Raw genomic sequence first — 15,755 nt, 5'->3', positions numbered from 1 at the left:
CCGCTCGCCACAGGGGGGCCGCAGATTTGGCGGGACCTTCCACATCAGATTGCCGCTAACGCCACTGACGTCGCGGCGGTGCGGGTCTCCACTCCCAACTTCACATACACATGCTCCAGGTGCTTGTTCACCGTGCGCGGGCTCAACCCCAGGATATCGCCGATATCCCGGTTGGTCTTGCCGCACGCGACCCAGCGCAACACCTCCACCTCACGCTCGGTCAGTTGGAACCTGGCGGACAACAGCCGGTGCGCCGGCTCATCCTCCAGGGTCAACGCACTCGGTTGCGTCGCCGCCCGTGCAGACATCAGGATGCGTGAGGTGCGCAAGTGCGCCGCCACCCGCGCCAGTACTTCGTCGGTCTGGATCGGCTTGGTCACGTAGTCGCTGCCACCGACCTCGAAGCCTTGCACAACATGCTTGCTGTCGGTCAGCCCGGTCATGAACACCACCGGGATATCCGCGCTGGCCGGCATTGCCTTGAGCCGGCGGCAGGTTTCGAAACCGTCCAGGCCCGGCATCATCGCGTCCAGCAGGATCAGGTCGGGGCGCCGGCGTTGCACGCGGTTCAGCGCGCTGAGGCCATCGAGGGCCACCAGCACCATGTAGCCGGCGTCGTCGAGGGCGTCGGAGAGCATCGCCAGGTTGTCCGGCGTGTCGTCGACGATCAGCACCACGCCAGGTTCAGTGCTGCGGGTGAGAGCATTCATCTTCGGCCTCCTTGAGGGTTCGGTTGAGTTCATCCAGGCGAAAACCCTTGAGCAGCCCGCGGACTTGAGTGATGAACGGCTCTACGTCGGGGCGCTGGGCAAGGATCGTATCGAGTTTTTCGTGCAGGCCACGTACATAGCCAATGGCGCTGAGTTCGGCGAGTACCGCGAGGTCGTCGGCGCTGGGCAGCACGCTGGGTGGCGGCGGCGGGACCAGGCTCTTGGTACGCCGTACCCACTGCAAGCCCAGGTGCTGTTGCAGGCACCCGAGCAGCTCCGGGGTACGCACTGGCTTGGCCAGGTAGTCGTTGCAGGCGGCGGCGATGCTGCGTTCGCGATCGTCGGTAAACGCGTTGGCCGAAATCACGATGATCGGCGCGGTGGACAGCGCATTGCGCCGGATCAGCCGGCTGGTCTCCCAGCCGTCCAGGGTCGGCATCGACAGGTCCATCAGGATCAGGTCCGGCGCCAGCAACGCCACCTGGCGAATGGCGTCCTGGCCGTTGCTCGCCTGGATCACCTCGAAGCCCAACGGCGTGAGCATGCCGCTGAGCACCTTGCGGTGGTCCACATGGTCATCCACCACCAGGATGCGTCGGCGCTCGCCTTGATAGCCGATGATGTCGTGTTCCACATGCACCACCGCTTGCGGCGCGCGCACTTGCGACAGGAACAGCCGCACCTGGAAGCAGGTGCCCTTGTCCAGCTCGCTGGTCACGCGTAATTCGCCACCCATCAAGGCAGTAAGCATGCGCGTAATGGTCAGCCCCAGGCCCACGCCGTTGTCCTGGCGCATCAGGTCGCCGCGCTCGAACGGCTGGAAAATTCGCTCGATCTGCCCCGGATCAATACCGATACCGGTGTCGATGATTTCAAAATTGGCCGTCTCGCGCATGTAGCTGACCCGCAGGCACACCTCGCCGCTGTCGGTGAAATTCACCGCGTTGCCCAGCAGGTTGATCAGGATCTGGCGCACGCGTTTTTCATCGCCGCGCACCACCGCCGGGATCTTGCCCACGCAGTCCAGGCGAAAGCGCAGGCCCTTGTCCTGGGCCTGGGGGGTGAACATCTGCTCCAGGTCGTGGATCAGTTCGGGGAAGGGGATTTCCGTCAGCTCCAGGCGCAGCTTGCCGGCCTCGATCTTCGCCACATCGAGCAGGCCATCGATCAGCGACAGCAAGTGCGAGCCACTGCGCAGGATGGTCGCCAGCGCGTCCTGGTGCTGCTCGGGCATGGCGCTGTCACGCTGCAGGATCTGGGTGAAACCGAGGATGCTGTTGAGCGGCGTGCGCAGTTCGTGGGACAAGCCGGTGACGTAGCGGCTTTTGGCGGCGTTGGCCGCTTCCGAGGCTTCCTTGGCCTGTTGCAAGGCCTGGTCGGTGAGGCTGTGGGCGTCGATTTCCTGCATCAGCAACAGGGTCTGGCGGTCGGATTCCTGCTGGGCGACGCGGCGGCTTTCGCGGGTCAGCACCACCCACCAGGCGAGCACGGCGGCCAGCACCGAGAGGGTGAGGAACGCCTTGAAGAACGCCTGGTACAACGTCTCCGAATGCGGCAACCCTTGGGCGGCCTGCACGTAGATCAAGGCCAAGGCGCCGGCGAGCAGCAACACCAGGACCAACAGCAGCCCCAGGTAATGGGCCAGCCGCGTATGCAGGCGCGGCATCAGCGTGTTGGGCAGCAACCCGCGCAACACGCCTTCGAACTGGCTGACCAATCGCGCATGGGGTTTGCAGCGGTCGCCACAGCGCGCATCCAGCGAGCAACACAACGAGCAGATCGGCGTGCTGTAGGCCGGGCAGAACGCCATGTCGGCGGTCTCGAACGGGTTACTGCACAGCCCGCACACGGCATGGGTCGCCGGTGCAACCGGGTGAATCAAGCGCACGTCGCTGCTGCGCGCGATGTAGTACTTGCCCTTCGTCAGCCAGGCCAACAGGGGCGCCATGATCAATGCCGTGCCCAGCGCCACGAAGGGCGGCGCCGCCTGTGCCAGGGCGCCAAACAGGCCGAAGTGGGCGAGGATCGACAGCAGTGAGGCAATCAGCATCGAGCCGACGCCCACCGGGTTGATGTCGTACAGATGCGCGCGCTTGAACTCGATATGTTTGGGTGACAGCCCCAAGGGTTTATTGATCACCAGGTCGGCCACCAACGTGCCGATCCAGGCAATCGCAATATTGGCGTACAAGCCCAGCACCTGGTCGATCACATCGAACACGCCCAGCTCCATCAGCATCAGCGCGATCGCCACGTTGAACACCAGCCACACCACGCGCCCAGGGTGGCTATGGGTCACGCGGGCGAAGAAATTCGACCAGGCCAGGGAGCCGGCGTAGGCGTTGGTCAGGTTGATCTTCATCTGTGAAATGAACACGAACAGCACCATTGCGCCGAGGGCCCATTCCGGCGAGCTGAACACATAGCGGAAGGCGACCAGGTACATCTGGGTCGGCTCGGCGGCGCGCTCCATGGGGATTTCATGTTGCAGGGCGAGGAAGGCCAGGAACGCCCCGCCAAACATCTTCAACGCGCCCGGGATAATCCAGCCGGGGCCGGAGCAGAGCAGGGCGGCCCACCAGCGCTTGCGGTTGGCCGCGGTTTTTTCCGGCAGGAAGCGCAGGTAGTCCACCTGTTCGCCGATCTGCGTCACCAGCGACAGCGCCACGGTACAGGCGGCGCAGAACGCCAACAGGTTGAAACCGCCGCCATCGCCGCTGCGCCCGACAAAACTGGTCCAGTCGCTGAAGGCATCGGGGTTTTTCCACCACACGAAGCCGTACGGCAGCACCAGCAACAGCAGCCACAACGGTTGCGTCCACAGTTGCAGGCGGCTGATCAGGGTCACGCCGTAGGCCACCAGCGGGATCACCAGCAACGAGCAGATCACATAGGCAAAGGCCAGCGGTATATGGAAATACAACTCCAGGGCCAGGGCCATGATCGCCGCTTCCAGGGCGAAGAACAGGAAGGTGAAGCTGGCGTAGATCAGGGAGGTGATGGTCGAGCCGATATAACCGAAGCCGGCTCCACGGGTCAGCAGGTCCATGTCCACGCCGTAGCGCGCCGCGTAGTAGCTGATGGGCAGGCCGGTCAGGAAGACCACCAGGCTGATGGCAAGGATCGCCCAGAAAGTGTTGGTGAAGCCGTAGCTCAGGGCCAATACACCGCCGATGGCTTCCAGTGCGAGGAACGACACCGCGCCCAGGGCCGTGTTGGCAATGCGCAGCTCCGACCATTTGCGAAAGGATTTGGGCGTGTAGCGCAGGGCATAGTCTTCCATGGTCTCGTCGGCGACCCAGGTGTTGTAGTCGCGGCGGATCTTGACGATGCGCTGGGTGCCGGGAGGGGATTGCACGGTGGGGAGGCTCCGCAGGGTGGACGAAGGGAGTGAGCAAGTTCCATGCCCTCGCGGGCGCTGCGAGTCAAATGTGGGAGGGGGCTTGCCCCCGATAGCGGTGGGTCAGTAGCCCATCCGTTGACTGACCCACCGCAATCGGGGGCAAGCCCCCTCCCACAGGGGATCGCAGTGGCTGGGCGGACGCGATCCTGCCCTGCATTGGTGCGCAGTGGCATACGTCAAATGACGTATCCCGTTACGTCAGGCTGCGTATACCCGCGCGGGTCGGCTGCCGCCATGCTGGAGCCCTCATTGCAGAGGAGTCGCCCCATGGAACCACGATTGATCCGCTCCAAACCGCTGTTGGCCCTGTCATTGCTGGCGGCCGCGCTGTTCAGCCAGGGCGTGCTGGCCGATAACGAAGGCCTGGCCGTGACGCCTACCGAAGTCACTGTCGGCCAGTTGCACTCGGCCACCGGCACCATGGCGATTTCCGAGACTGGCTCGATCCAGGCCGAGCGCCTGGCCATCGAGCAGATCAACGCCTCGGGCGGGATTCTGGGACGGCAGATCAAAGTGATCCAGGAAGACGGCGCGTCCGACTGGCCGACCTTCGCTGAAAAAGCCAAGAAACTGCTGGTCAACGACAAGGTGGCTGCGGTATTCGGCTGCTGGACCTCGGCCTCGCGTAAAGCGGTGCTGCCGATCTTCGAGAAAGAAAATGGCTTGCTCTACTACCCGACCTTCTACGAGGGCCTGGAACAGTCGAAAAACGTGATCTACACCGGGCAGGAAGCCACCCAGCAAATCCTCGCCAGCCTCGACTGGATCGCCAAGACCAAGGGCGCCAAAACGTTCTACCTGGTCGGCTCCGACTACATCTGGCCGCGCACGTCGATGAAGATCGCGCGCAAGCACATTGAAAATGTGCTGCACGGTACCGTGGTCGGCGAAGACTACTACCCGCTGGGCAACACCCAGTTCGGCTCGCTGATCAACAAGGTCAAGCTGAAAAAACCGGATGTGGTCTTTGCCGCAGTGGTGGGCGGTTCCAACGTGGCGTTCTACAAACAGCTCAACGCGGCGGGTGTGAACGCGTCCAAGCAAACCCTGCTGACCCTGTCGGTCACCGAAGACGAACTGCTCGGCATCGGCGGCGAAAACATGGCCGGCTTCTATGCCTCGATGAAGTACTTCCAGAGCCTGGACAACCCCAACAACAAAGCCTTCGTCGAAGCTTTCAAGGCCAAGTACGGCAAGGACGCGGTGATCGGCGACGTGACCCAGGCGGCCTACCTCGGCCCTTGGCTGTGGAAAGCGGCGGTGGAGAAGGCCGGCAGTTTCGACGTGGACAAAGTCGTCGCCGCCTCCCCGGGCATCGAGCTGAAAACCGCGCCGGAAGGCTACGTGAAGATCCACGAAAACCATCACCTGTGGAGCAAGTCGCGCATCGGTGAAGTGCAGCCGAACGGGCAGTTCAAGGTGATCTACGAATCGGATCTGATCGAGCCGAACCCGTTTCCAAAGGGTTACCAATAACCCTCAGGCATAAAGAGATCTAAATGTGGGAGGGGCGGTGCGACGATTCGACTTGCCCCCGATGGCGGAGTGTCAGTCGACATTTCTATAACTGAACCACCGCTATCGGGGGCAAGCCCCCTCCCACATAGAGCAAAAGCACATCGCATTCCAACTATCACCTCCCGCTCTCAGGAGACCATCATCATGGAATGGCTATCGGAATTTGGAGCCATCGCGGCGATGCAGGGGTTCAACGGCTTGTCCGTGTTCTGCGTGCTGCTGTTGATGGCATTGGGGCTGGCGATCATTTTCGGGCAGATGGGCGTGATCAACATGGCCCATGGTGAATTCCTGACGATCGGTGCCTACACCACCTACGTGTGTTCCAGCCTCACCGCGCACTTTGCGCCGAGTTTCCAGCCCTATTACTTCTTCTTCGCCATCGCCCTGTCGTTCCTCGTTGCCGGCGCCGTTGGCTGGCTGGTGGAATGGGCGATGATCAGCCGCTTGTACAAGCGCCCGCTGGACACCTTGCTGGCGACCTGGGGCCTGTCCCTGGTGATGCAGCAAACCTTCCGCTCGGTGTTCGGCGCCCGTGAGGTCAGCGCTGAACCACCGGCCTGGTTGATGGGTTCGGTGAACTTCACCGACGCCATCGAGATCCCGCGCAACGGCCTGTTCATGATGGGCCTGACCCTGCTGCTGACCGGTGCGATCTTCCTGATGCTGTACCGCTCGCGCTGGGGCCTGCAGGTGCGCGCCACGGTGCAGAACCGCTTGATGAGCCGCGCGGTGGGCATCAACACACGCAAGGTCGACCGCATGACCTTCGCCCTCGGCTGTGGCGTGGCCGGGGTGGCCGGTGCGGCGTTCACCACCATCGGCTCCACCGGCCCCACGGCGGGCTCGCAGTACATCGTCGACACCTTCCTGGTGGTGGTGTTCGGTGGCGCGCAAAGCCTGTTCGGCACGATTGCCTCGGCGTTCGTGATCGCCCAGACCCAATCGCTGTCGGAGTTTTTCCTCAGTGGCTCGATGGCCAAGGTACTGACCTTGTCGTCGGTGATTCTGATCCTGATGCTGCGCCCGCAAGGGTTGTTCTCCATCAAAGTGCGCAAGTAGAGGCGAGCAGATGAAGGCTTTAGACAAGCTGCTGGGCGGCCAGCAAAACCTGATCGGCATCGTGCTGTTGGCGCTGTTGATCCTGGTGGTGTTTCCCCTGACCCTGGATGCGTTCCGGCTGAATATGGTCGGCAAGTACCTGACCTACGCGTTCGTCGCGGTGGGGCTGGTGCTGTGCTGGGGCTATGGCGGCATTCTCAGCCTGGGGCAGGGCGTGTTCTTTGGCGTTGGCGGCTATTGCATGGCGATGTTCCTCAAGCTGGAGGCCCCGGACCCGCAGAGCACCAAGATCCAGTCCACACCCGGCATTCCGGACTTTATGGACTGGAACCAGATCACCGAATTGCCCTGGCTGTGGCAGCCGTTCCACAGCTTCAGTTTCACCCTGGTGGCGGTGATCGCGGTGCCGGTGCTGCTGGCCTTTATCATCGGCATGGCGCTGTTCAAGCGGCGCGTGGGCGATGTGTACTTTTCCATCGTCACCCAGGCGATTGCGCTGATCCTCACGGTGCTGATCGTCGGCCAGCAAGGCTTGACCGGTGGCGTCAACGGCATCACCGACCTCAAGACCCTGCTCGGCTGGGACCTGCGCACCGACAGCGCAAAAATGCTGCTGTACTTCATCAACGCTGGCTTGCTGTTCGGTTGCATCTTCATTGGCCGCTTTATCCTCGCCTCCAAGCTGGGCCGGCTGTTGATGGCGATGCGCGACAAGGAAGAGCGCGTGCGTTTCTCCGGGTATGACGTGGCCAGCTTCAAGATCTTCGTGTTCTGTGTGGCGGCGGCGTTCTCGGCCATCGGCGGGGCGATGTTTGCCTTGCAGGTAGGCTTTATGTCGCCGTCGTTCGTCGGCATCGTGCCGTCGATCGAGATGGTGATCTTCGCGGCGGTGGGCGGGCGCATGTCGCTGCTCGGCGCGGTGTATGGCGCGCTGCTGGTGAACTACGGCAAGACCTATTTCTCCGAGTCCTTCCCCGAGTTGTGGCTGTACCTGATGGGCGGGTTGTTTATCGCCGTGGTCATGTACTTCCCCAATGGCCTGGCCGGGTTGTGGGACAGCCACGGGCGCCAGGCGCTGGCCAAGCTGCTGCGCCGCCCACCGCCGATGAAAGCCGTGGCCCCCAAGGCCAGACCCAAGGCTGAAAGCAAGATCCTGGAGACCCAACCATGACCGCCGTTGGCTTTGAAATGAACAAACCGGTGCTGGCCATCGAGGGCCTGACGGTGTCCTTCGACGGCTTCAAGGCGGTCGACAACCTCAACCTGTATATCGACCGCAACGAAGTGCGCGTGGTGATCGGCCCCAATGGCGCGGGCAAGACCACGGTACTGGACCTGATCTGCGGCAAGACCCGCGCCACCAGTGGCAGCATCCAGTTCGATGGCCAGGAGCTGACCAAGATGCGCGAGTACAACATCGTGCGCGCAGGCGTGGGGCGCAAGTTCCAGAACCCGTCGATCTACGAAAACCTCACCGTCTTCGAAAACCTCGAGATGTCCTACCCGGCCGGGCGCAAGGTGTGGGGCGCGCTGTTCTTCAAGCGCAACGCCCAGGTTATCGCACGGGTGCAAGAGGTAGCGCGGGAGATCTTCCTCGGCGACCTGTTGCAACAACAGGCCGACCTGCTGTCCCACGGGCAAAAGCAGTGGTTGGAGATCGGCATGCTGCTGATGCAGGACCCCGAGCTGCTGATGCTCGATGAACCGGTGGCGGGCATGAGCGTCAACGAGCGCGCGCAGACCGCCGAGCTGCTCAACCGCATCAGCCAGGGCCGTTCGGTGCTGGTGATCGAGCACGACATGGAATTCGTCAAGAGCATTGCCCACAAGGTCACGGTGCTGCACCAGGGCAAGGTCCTGGCCGAGGGCAGCATGGAGTCGGTGCAAAGCAATCCGAAAGTCATCGAAGTGTATTTGGGCCACTGAGGAGCCGCGCATGTTCAAGATCGACCAGTTGTCCTGCGGCTACGGGCAGAGCCAGATCCTTCACGACCTGGACCTGCACGTGGCCAAGCGCGAGATCGTCGCGGTGATGGGCCGCAACGGCATGGGCAAGACCACCCTGTTCAAGAGCCTGATGGGCATCCTGCCGCAGTGGCAGGGCCAGGTCAGTGTGGACGGCCATGAGGTGTCGGCGCTGGAAACCCATGAGCGGGTAGCGCAGGGCATTGCCTATGTGCCCCAGGGCCGCATGATTTTCCCCAGCATGAGCGTGCTGGAAAACATCCAGACCGGCCTGCCGGCCTCGGCCCGAGGCAAGGTGCCGGAGGACTTGTATGCGCTGTTCCCGGTGCTCTACGACATGCAGTCGCGCAAGGGCGGCAACCTGTCGGGCGGGCAGCAACAGCAGTTGGCGATCGCGCGGGCCTTGGCGACCAACCCCAAGGTGTTGCTGCTGGATGAACCGACCGAGGGCATCCAGCCGTCGATCATCAAGGACATTGCACGCACGCTGAAGGAAATCCGCAACCTGCGCGACCTGACCATCGTGGTGTCGGAGCAGGTGCTGTCCTTCACCCTGGAGATCGCCGACCGTTTCCTGGTGATCGAGAAGGGCCGCTTTGTGATCGAAGAGACCCGTGATCGAGTGGACGAGGCGACCATCAGTCGCTACCTGTCGGTGTGACGAGGGCGGTCCCAGGGCCGCCGCATAGACAGCACGTACATGCAATTTTCCCCTGCCCGATAGCGCCACACTTCCCCCATCGCTCAACGTTCCAGGGGGGAAGACACCATGGACCCGACACCCAAGACCAGCCCTGACGAAGTCGTCACCCTGGTCGTCAAACACCGCATCAAGCCAGGCCTTGAAGCCGACTACGAAGCCTGGCTGCGGCGTATCGTGCGCATCGCCGGCGAGCGCCCCGGCCACCTCGGTGTAGACGTGGTGCGCAGCAAGCAGGGCGGCCTGGCGCTGTTCACCTGCGTACTGCGCTATGGCACCACCGCTGCGCTGGAGCAGTGGCTCGACTCCCCCCAACGCAAACAGCTGATCGCTGAAGCTGCGCCGATGCTGGCCGACGGCGACCAGACTGAAATCGGCGCGGCCAACGAGTTCTGGTTCACGCCCCTGGCCGACAGCGCCGCCAAGCCGCCGCGCTGGAAGCAGGCGGTGGTCAGCCTGTGTGTGATTTTGCCGCAGACCTTGCTGTTGCCGTTTATCTGGGGGCCGATCCTGCGTCTGCACCCGTTCCTGTCCAACTACGTGGTCTCCACCTTCCTGGTCACCCTGACCATCGTCCTGCTGGTGGTCTACCTGCTGATGCCGGCGGCTACCCGCCTGTTCGCTCCCTGGCTTGAAGCCTCTGTAAAGGAAACCCTATGAACGCCGATCTGATTCTGTTCAATGGCCAGTTCCACACCGTGGACCGTGAAAACCCGCGGGCAACCGCCGTCGCCATTCGCGAGGGGCGTTTCGTCGCCGTCGGCACTGACGGTGAGGCCATGGCCCTGCGCGGCAGCGGTACCCAGGTCATCGACCTCAAGGGTCGTACCGTGATCCCCGGCCTTAACGACTCGCACCTGCACCTGATCCGGGGCGGGCTGAACTACAACCTCGAACTGCGCTGGGAAGGCGTGCCATCCCTGGCCGATGCCTTGCGCATGCTCAAGGAGCAGGCCGACCGCACCCCTACGCCGCAATGGGTGCGCGTGGTCGGTGGCTGGAACGAATTCCAGTTCGCCGAAAAGCGCATGCCAACCCTGGAAGAGCTCAACCAGGCCGCGCCGGACACCCCGGTGTTCGTGCTGCACCTGTATGACCGCGCCTTGCTCAACCGCGCCGCCCTGCGCGTGGCCGGCTACACCAAGGACACGCCGAACCCGCCGGGTGGCGAGATTGTGCGTGACAGCCAAGGCAACCCTACCGGCATGCTGGTGGCGCGGCCCAACGCGATGATTCTGTATTCGACCCTGGCCAAGGGCCCGAAACTGCCCCTGGAATACCAGGTCAACTCGACCCGCCAGTTCATGCGTGAACTCAATCGCCTGGGCCTCACCAGTGCGATCGACGCCGGTGGCGGTTTCCAGAACTACCCCGATGACTACGCGGTGATCGAGCAACTGGCCAAGGATGAACAGCTGACGGTGCGCATCGCCTACAACCTGTTCACCCAGAAGCCCAAGGAAGAGCTCAGCGATTTCAAGAACTGGACCGGCAGCGTCACCCTGCACCAGGGCGACGACTACCTGCGCCACAACGGCGCTGGCGAGATGCTGGTGTTCTCCGCGGCGGATTTCGAAGACTTCCTCGAACCGCGCCCGGACCTGCCGCTGACCATGGAGCAGGAGTTGGAACCGGTGGTGCGTCACTTGGTGGAGCAGCGCTGGCCGTTCCGCCTGCACGCCACCTATGACGAATCGATCTCGCGCATGCTCGATGTGTTCGAGAAGGTCAACCGCGATATTCCGTTCAATGGCCTGCCATGGTTCTTCGACCACGCCGAAACCATCACCCCGAAAAACATCGAGCGCGTACGCGCCCTGGGTGGCGGCATTGCGATCCAGGACCGCATGGCGTTCCAGGGTGAGTACTTTGTCGAGCGCTACGGTGCCAAGGCCGCCGAAGCCACGCCGCCGATCAAACGCATGCTGGCCGAAGGCGTGCCGGTGGGCGCGGGCACCGATGCTACGCGGGTGTCGAGCTACAACCCGTGGACCTCGCTGTACTGGATGGTCAGCGGGCGTACCGTCGGCGGCCTGGAGCTGCATGCCGAAGGCTTGCCACGCCTGACCGCGCTGGAGCTGTTCACCCACGGCAGCGCCTGGTTCTCGTCCGAGCAGGGCAAGAAGGGCCAGATCAAGGTCGGCCAGTTGGCGGACGTCGCCGCGCTGTCGGCGGATTTTTTCAGCGTCGATGAAGAAGCCATCAAATGGATCGAATCGGTGCTCACCGTGGTCGGCGGCAAGGTGGTGTACGGCGCCGGCGACTTCGAAGGTTTCGCGCCACCGCGTGTACCGGTGCTGCCGGACTGGTCGCCGGTGGTCAAGGTGCCAGGGCACTGGCGTCCGTCTTCGCCGTTGCAAGCCCAGGTCCACCAGTGCAGCGGCCCCTGTGGCGTGCATTCCCATAGCCACGAAAAGGCGCGCCTTTCCAGCGTGCCGGTCAGCGACTTCCAGGGTTTCTGGGGGGCGTTTGGCTGTTCTTGCTTTGCCTTTTAATCAACCCGACTCTTTCGACAAACAGGAGCAACTCCCATGACTTACAAACGCCTGAATAAAGATGATGCCGTGGTGCTGTTGGTGGATCACCAGACCGGCCTGATCTCCCTGGTGCAGGATTTCTCCCCCAATGAGTTCAAGAACAACGTACTGGCCCTGGCCGACGTGGCGAAGTTCTTCAACCTGCCGACCATCCTCACCACCAGTTTTGAAGGCGGTCCTAACGGCCCACTGGTACCCGAGCTGAAGGAACTGTTCCCGGACGCGCCGTATATCGCCCGTCCTGGCCAGATCAACGCCTGGGACAACGAAGATTTCGTCAAGGCCGTCAAGGCCACCGGCCGCAAGCAGATCATCATTGCCGGGGTGGTCACGGATGTGTGCGTAGCGTTCCCGACCCTGTGCGCCCTGGAAGAAGGCTTCGAGGTATTCGTGGTCACCGACGCCTCCGGCACCTTCAACGAAACCGTGCAACAAGCCGCCTGGGCGCGTATGACCGCCGCCGGTGCGCAACTGGTGAACTGGTTCGCCGTGGCCTGCGAGCTGCAAGTGGACTGGCGTAACGACATGGAAGGCCTGGCCAACCTGCTGTCGCCGCGCATCCCGAACTACCGCAACCTGATGAACAGCTACTCGGCGTTCACTGCCAAGTAACCGGTTTTCAAGCCTGTCGGTAATCCCCTGTGGGAGGGGGCTTGCCCCCGATTGCGGTGTGTCAGTCTCAGTATTGTTGACTGATGCACCGCTATCGGGGGCAAGCCCCCTCCCACATTTAAATTGTGGTGATGCGACTATCCAGTTATAAAACAGCCAAATGTCCACCGAGAAGCGACAATGAACCCCTTCGAAGACATGCGCCTGTTCTGCCAGGTCATGGAGTCCGGCAGCTTTACTGCCGCCGCCGAGCAACTCGGCCTGTCCAAGCAATTTGTCAGCCGCCGCCTGATCCAGCTCGAAGACCGCCTCGGCGTGCGCCTGCTCAACCGCTCCACCCGCCGCCTGGATGTCACGCCCCTGGGGCAAAGTTACTACGAATCCGCCTTGCGCCTGCTCAACGACGTCGAGCAAGTGGAGCAGGGCATCGCCGGCCAGAACAGCGAACCGCGCGGCACCCTGCGCCTGAGCGCGCCGCTGTCGTTTGCCATGGCGCACTTGGGCTGCCTGCTGCCGCAGTTCTTGCAGCGCCACCCCCAGGTGTCGGTGGAGGTCGACCTCAGCGACCGCCCTGTGGACCTGATCGGCGAAGGCTACGACCTGGTCCTGCGCATCGGCACCCTGGAAGACTCCACCCTGATCGCCCGCCGTATCGCCAGCATCCCGCGGGTGTATTGCGCCAGTCCCGACTACCTGGCCCTGCGCGGTACCCCGCAAAAACCCGAGGACCTCGCCGACCACGACTGCCTGCCCTATGGCCATGGCCGCCAAGTGCAGTGGCGCTTCAAAGGCAAGGTGCAGGCACTGCATGTCAGCGGCCGCATGCGTGTGAATAACGGCGACCTGCTGCGCGACACCGCCATCGCAGGGCTGGGTGTGACCTATTTGCCGACCTTTATCGTCGGCGATGCCTTGAAGGACGGTCGCCTGGTGAGCGTACTGGACGACTTCGCCCCCGAAGACCTGACCCTGTCGGCGGTGTATCCCCAGCATCGGCAAAGCTCACGGCCGGTGCAGGCGCTGGTGGAGTTCCTGCGCGAGCGCCTGGCTAGTGGCTGTTGAATAGCTGGCGGATCAGGCTCGGCGTGCTGCCGGTCCAGCGCTTGAATGAGCGCCGGAAGTTCGCCGCATCGTTGAAGTTCAGGTACGCCGCTACCTCATCATTGCTGTAGCCCTTCACCTGATACAGGTGCAACGCGACTTGCTTGCGCACCCGATCCACCTGCTCCTGGAAGCCGGTGTCGTGTTTGTGCAGCTTGCGCTTGAGGGTCGCCGGGCTCATGGCGAAGGCCTGGGCTGCCTGTTCCAGGCTCGGCGGCTGGCGCACCTGGTCGTGCAGGTAGTCGTACAGGCAGTCGAGAAAGCTGCAGGCAAAACCCAATTGTTCGATCTGCTCGCGCGCTTGCTGGCGGGCGACCTGGCCTGCGGTGGCCGAGGCGCCCGGCCAGGCGCGGGTGAGGTATTCGCGCGGGATGCTCATCATGTCCAGCGGGCGCTCGAAGCGCGTGTGTTCGCCCAGGTTGACCCAGTACTGTTCGACATAGCGCGGCTCGCCGTGGCTGAAACTGCACGCCCACGGCAGGCGCTGGCCGCTGAGCCATTGGCTCATGGCAACCAGCGAGGTCATGCTCGCTTCCAGCAGGAAGCGCCAATGCTCGCCGGCGCCGCAACTGTCCCGCCAGTACAGGTAGGCGTGGTGTTCATCCAGCTCCAGTTGCAGCGTGGCCAATGGGCTGAGCAGCACCTGTTGCTGGATCAGGATCTCCAGCGCCTGGTGCAGGTGCTGCGCATGGCCCAGGGCGTGACTGGCCGCGCCGTAGTAACCGGGCAATAGCCGCTGCCCCAACAAAAAGCTGCTGTCGTCGGCGTCCAACAGCTTGCGGCTGTTGCCGATCAAGCCGAGAAACTGCTGCGGGCTCAGGCGTGCGGTACCCGCCAGGATGTCCTCATGAAACAGCCCGGTGCCGCGCAGCAGGCGGTGGCTGTCGATGTCGCGGGACAGCGCCAGGTCGATCAGCGTGGCGGGTTGGTAATGGCCGGGGATGAAGCGGCTGTCGGCTTCATACCAGCTGGTTTTCACGGCCATCTCAGGCACTTTTCGCAAGCGGTTGCTTGGCCCTGGCCAACGCCAGGTTCAGGCGCTTGAGCAAGTCCTGGGGCGGTTCTTCAAGCGCCATCACCACGGCGGTGGTCGCGGCCAGTTGCAGGCGTTCGCCCTGTTGCCGGGTCTTGTGGGCCAGGCCGCGCACCGCTTGCTGCAACTCCAGCGCCAGCTCCTTGGCCTGGCGTTCGCCGGTATTGGGCAGCAGCACGACAAAGCGGTCACCGGCCAGGCGGCACAGCAAGTCCTGGCGGCGCAGGTTGAGCAGGAGCAAATGGCTCAACGCCTGCAACACCGCATCGCCCTCGGCGTGGCCGTAGGCCTGGTTGATGGCGGCGAAATTGTCCAGGTCCAGGGCCAGCAACGACAGCGGTTGTTGTTGCTCGCGGCTGTCTTGCAGGCTGTCGGCCAACTGACGCTTGAGGTAATCGGCGCCGGCCAGCGGCGTGAGTTTGTCGAACAGGCGATGTTCGCGAAACAGCCGTTCGCGTTTCTCCATCTGCGCGCTGATCGCCAGTTGTTCGCGGTGCCAATGGTAGATGCCGATGGTCAGCAGGATCATGCCCACCGGCATCGGCCCGGACTCCAGCCAGTGGTCCCAGGTGATGCTGTCGGGCAGGCGGATGAATTCGTCGAGGCTGTCGATCCACCAGGAGAAAAAGATGCACGACAGGCCCAGCGCCAGGTAGTTGGTGACGCGGCCGGCGGGGCGGCTTTTCAGCACCAGGCCCAGCCACACCAGGGCGAGCAGGGCGGAACCGCCTTCGCCGAAGATATCCAGCCATACCCACTCACTGACGCTTTTCAACTCGCCACAGGCCAGGTGCAGGATCAGCCCGAGGTTGGCGGCGATCAGCAGCAACGAGAGTTTCCAGCGGTGGGGCTTGAGCACGGAAAACATGGCCGCGGGTCCTTGGACAAGTGAGCGAGGAGGCCAGCACAGCAGATGGATGTGACCGTTGGATGACGGTGGGGGAGGGTCGAATCAGCTCATCTCACAGACAACAAAGGTCAAAAAATGTGGGAGGGGGCTTGCCCCCGATGGCGGTGTATCAGTCAACAGATATACCAGCTGACCCACCGCCATCGGGGCATGGGTATCTACACAATGTTGTATTAGCCAACGCTAACCACGATGCGAAGCGAG

At 63.0% G+C, this 15,755-nt stretch carries 13 protein-coding genes; 9 read left to right on the top strand and 4 right to left on the bottom strand.

Features of this window, described 5'->3' with window-relative positions; translation table 11 throughout:
• Nucleotides 1-44 precede the first annotated feature (44 nt).
• On the bottom strand, nt 45-710 hold the full coding sequence (locus ACODSV_RS23245; RefSeq protein WP_024074864.1) for a response regulator: 666 nt from the start codon (nt 708-710) through the stop codon (nt 45-47).
• Nucleotides 685-4,068: an ATP-binding protein gene (locus tag ACODSV_RS23240; protein WP_102625387.1), complete on the bottom strand. Its 3,384-nt coding sequence runs from the start codon at nt 4,066-4,068 to the stop codon at nt 685-687. The genes ACODSV_RS23245 and ACODSV_RS23240 overlap by 26 nt, the downstream gene beginning before the upstream one ends.
• 312 nt (nt 4,069-4,380) lie before the next feature.
• On the opposite strand from ACODSV_RS23240, the gene urtA reads away from it, so the two are divergent.
• The 9 genes from urtA to ACODSV_RS23195 all read left to right on the top strand — a co-directional run bounded on the left by urtA (nt 4,381) and on the right by ACODSV_RS23195 (nt 13,569).
• Nucleotides 4,381-5,589, top strand: coding sequence for an urea ABC transporter substrate-binding protein (gene urtA, locus ACODSV_RS23235; protein WP_024074866.1), 1,209 nt, complete (start codon nt 4,381-4,383; stop codon nt 5,587-5,589).
• Nucleotides 5,590-5,775: 186 nt separating this feature from the next.
• Nucleotides 5,776-6,693 (top strand): urea ABC transporter permease subunit UrtB, encoded by a 918-nt coding sequence (gene urtB, locus ACODSV_RS23230; RefSeq protein ID WP_024074867.1) that lies wholly within the window; start codon nt 5,776-5,778, stop codon nt 6,691-6,693.
• A gap of 10 nt (nt 6,694-6,703) precedes the next feature.
• Nucleotides 6,704-7,864, top strand: coding sequence for an urea ABC transporter permease subunit UrtC (gene urtC / locus ACODSV_RS23225; RefSeq protein WP_489046431.1), 1,161 nt, complete (start codon nt 6,704-6,706; stop codon nt 7,862-7,864).
• A complete protein-coding gene (gene urtD, locus ACODSV_RS23220; protein WP_024074869.1) occupies nt 7,861-8,619 on the top strand; it encodes an urea ABC transporter ATP-binding protein UrtD in 759 nt (252 codons plus the stop codon). The genes urtC and urtD overlap by 4 nt, the downstream gene beginning before the upstream one ends.
• 10 nt (nt 8,620-8,629) lie before the next feature.
• Nucleotides 8,630-9,319 carry an urea ABC transporter ATP-binding subunit UrtE gene (gene urtE / locus ACODSV_RS23215; protein ID WP_150056120.1) on the top strand — a complete coding sequence of 230 codons (690 nt, stop codon included), beginning with the start codon at nt 8,630-8,632 and terminating at the stop codon, nt 9,317-9,319.
• A gap of 108 nt (nt 9,320-9,427) precedes the next feature.
• Nucleotides 9,428-10,018, top strand: coding sequence for an antibiotic biosynthesis monooxygenase (locus ACODSV_RS23210; protein WP_024074871.1), 591 nt, complete (start codon nt 9,428-9,430; stop codon nt 10,016-10,018).
• Entirely contained in the window at nt 10,015-11,853 is a 1,839-nt protein-coding gene (locus ACODSV_RS23205) for an amidohydrolase (protein WP_024074872.1), read from the top strand. The genes ACODSV_RS23210 and ACODSV_RS23205 overlap by 4 nt, the downstream gene beginning before the upstream one ends.
• Nucleotides 11,854-11,889: 36 nt before the next feature.
• On the top strand, nt 11,890-12,507 hold the full coding sequence (ycaC, locus tag ACODSV_RS23200) for an isochorismate family cysteine hydrolase YcaC (protein ID WP_024074873.1): 618 nt from the start codon (nt 11,890-11,892) through the stop codon (nt 12,505-12,507).
• A 180-nt stretch (nt 12,508-12,687) separates the two neighbouring features.
• Nucleotides 12,688-13,569, top strand: a complete 882-nt coding sequence (locus ACODSV_RS23195) for a LysR family transcriptional regulator (RefSeq protein ID WP_150095595.1) — start codon at nt 12,688-12,690, stop codon at nt 13,567-13,569.
• Here the strand turns inward: ACODSV_RS23195 and ACODSV_RS23190 are convergent.
• Complete coding sequence (locus ACODSV_RS23190; protein ID WP_024074875.1) at nt 13,556-14,593, bottom strand: AraC family transcriptional regulator; 1,038 nt, start codon at nt 14,591-14,593, stop codon at nt 13,556-13,558. The genes ACODSV_RS23195 and ACODSV_RS23190 overlap by 14 nt on opposite strands.
• Before the next feature lies 1 nt (nt 14,594).
• The gene (locus ACODSV_RS23185; protein ID WP_024074876.1) at nt 14,595-15,509 is read right to left on the bottom strand and encodes a GGDEF domain-containing protein; all 915 of its coding nucleotides are present in this window, start codon (nt 15,507-15,509) and stop codon (nt 14,595-14,597) included.
• Nucleotides 15,510-15,755 lie beyond the last annotated feature (246 nt).

This window comes from Pseudomonas sp. FG86 (assembly GCF_057808775.1).
The sequence above is the reverse complement of the archived record's forward strand: the minus strand, read 5'-3'. Positions and strand labels throughout refer to the sequence as shown.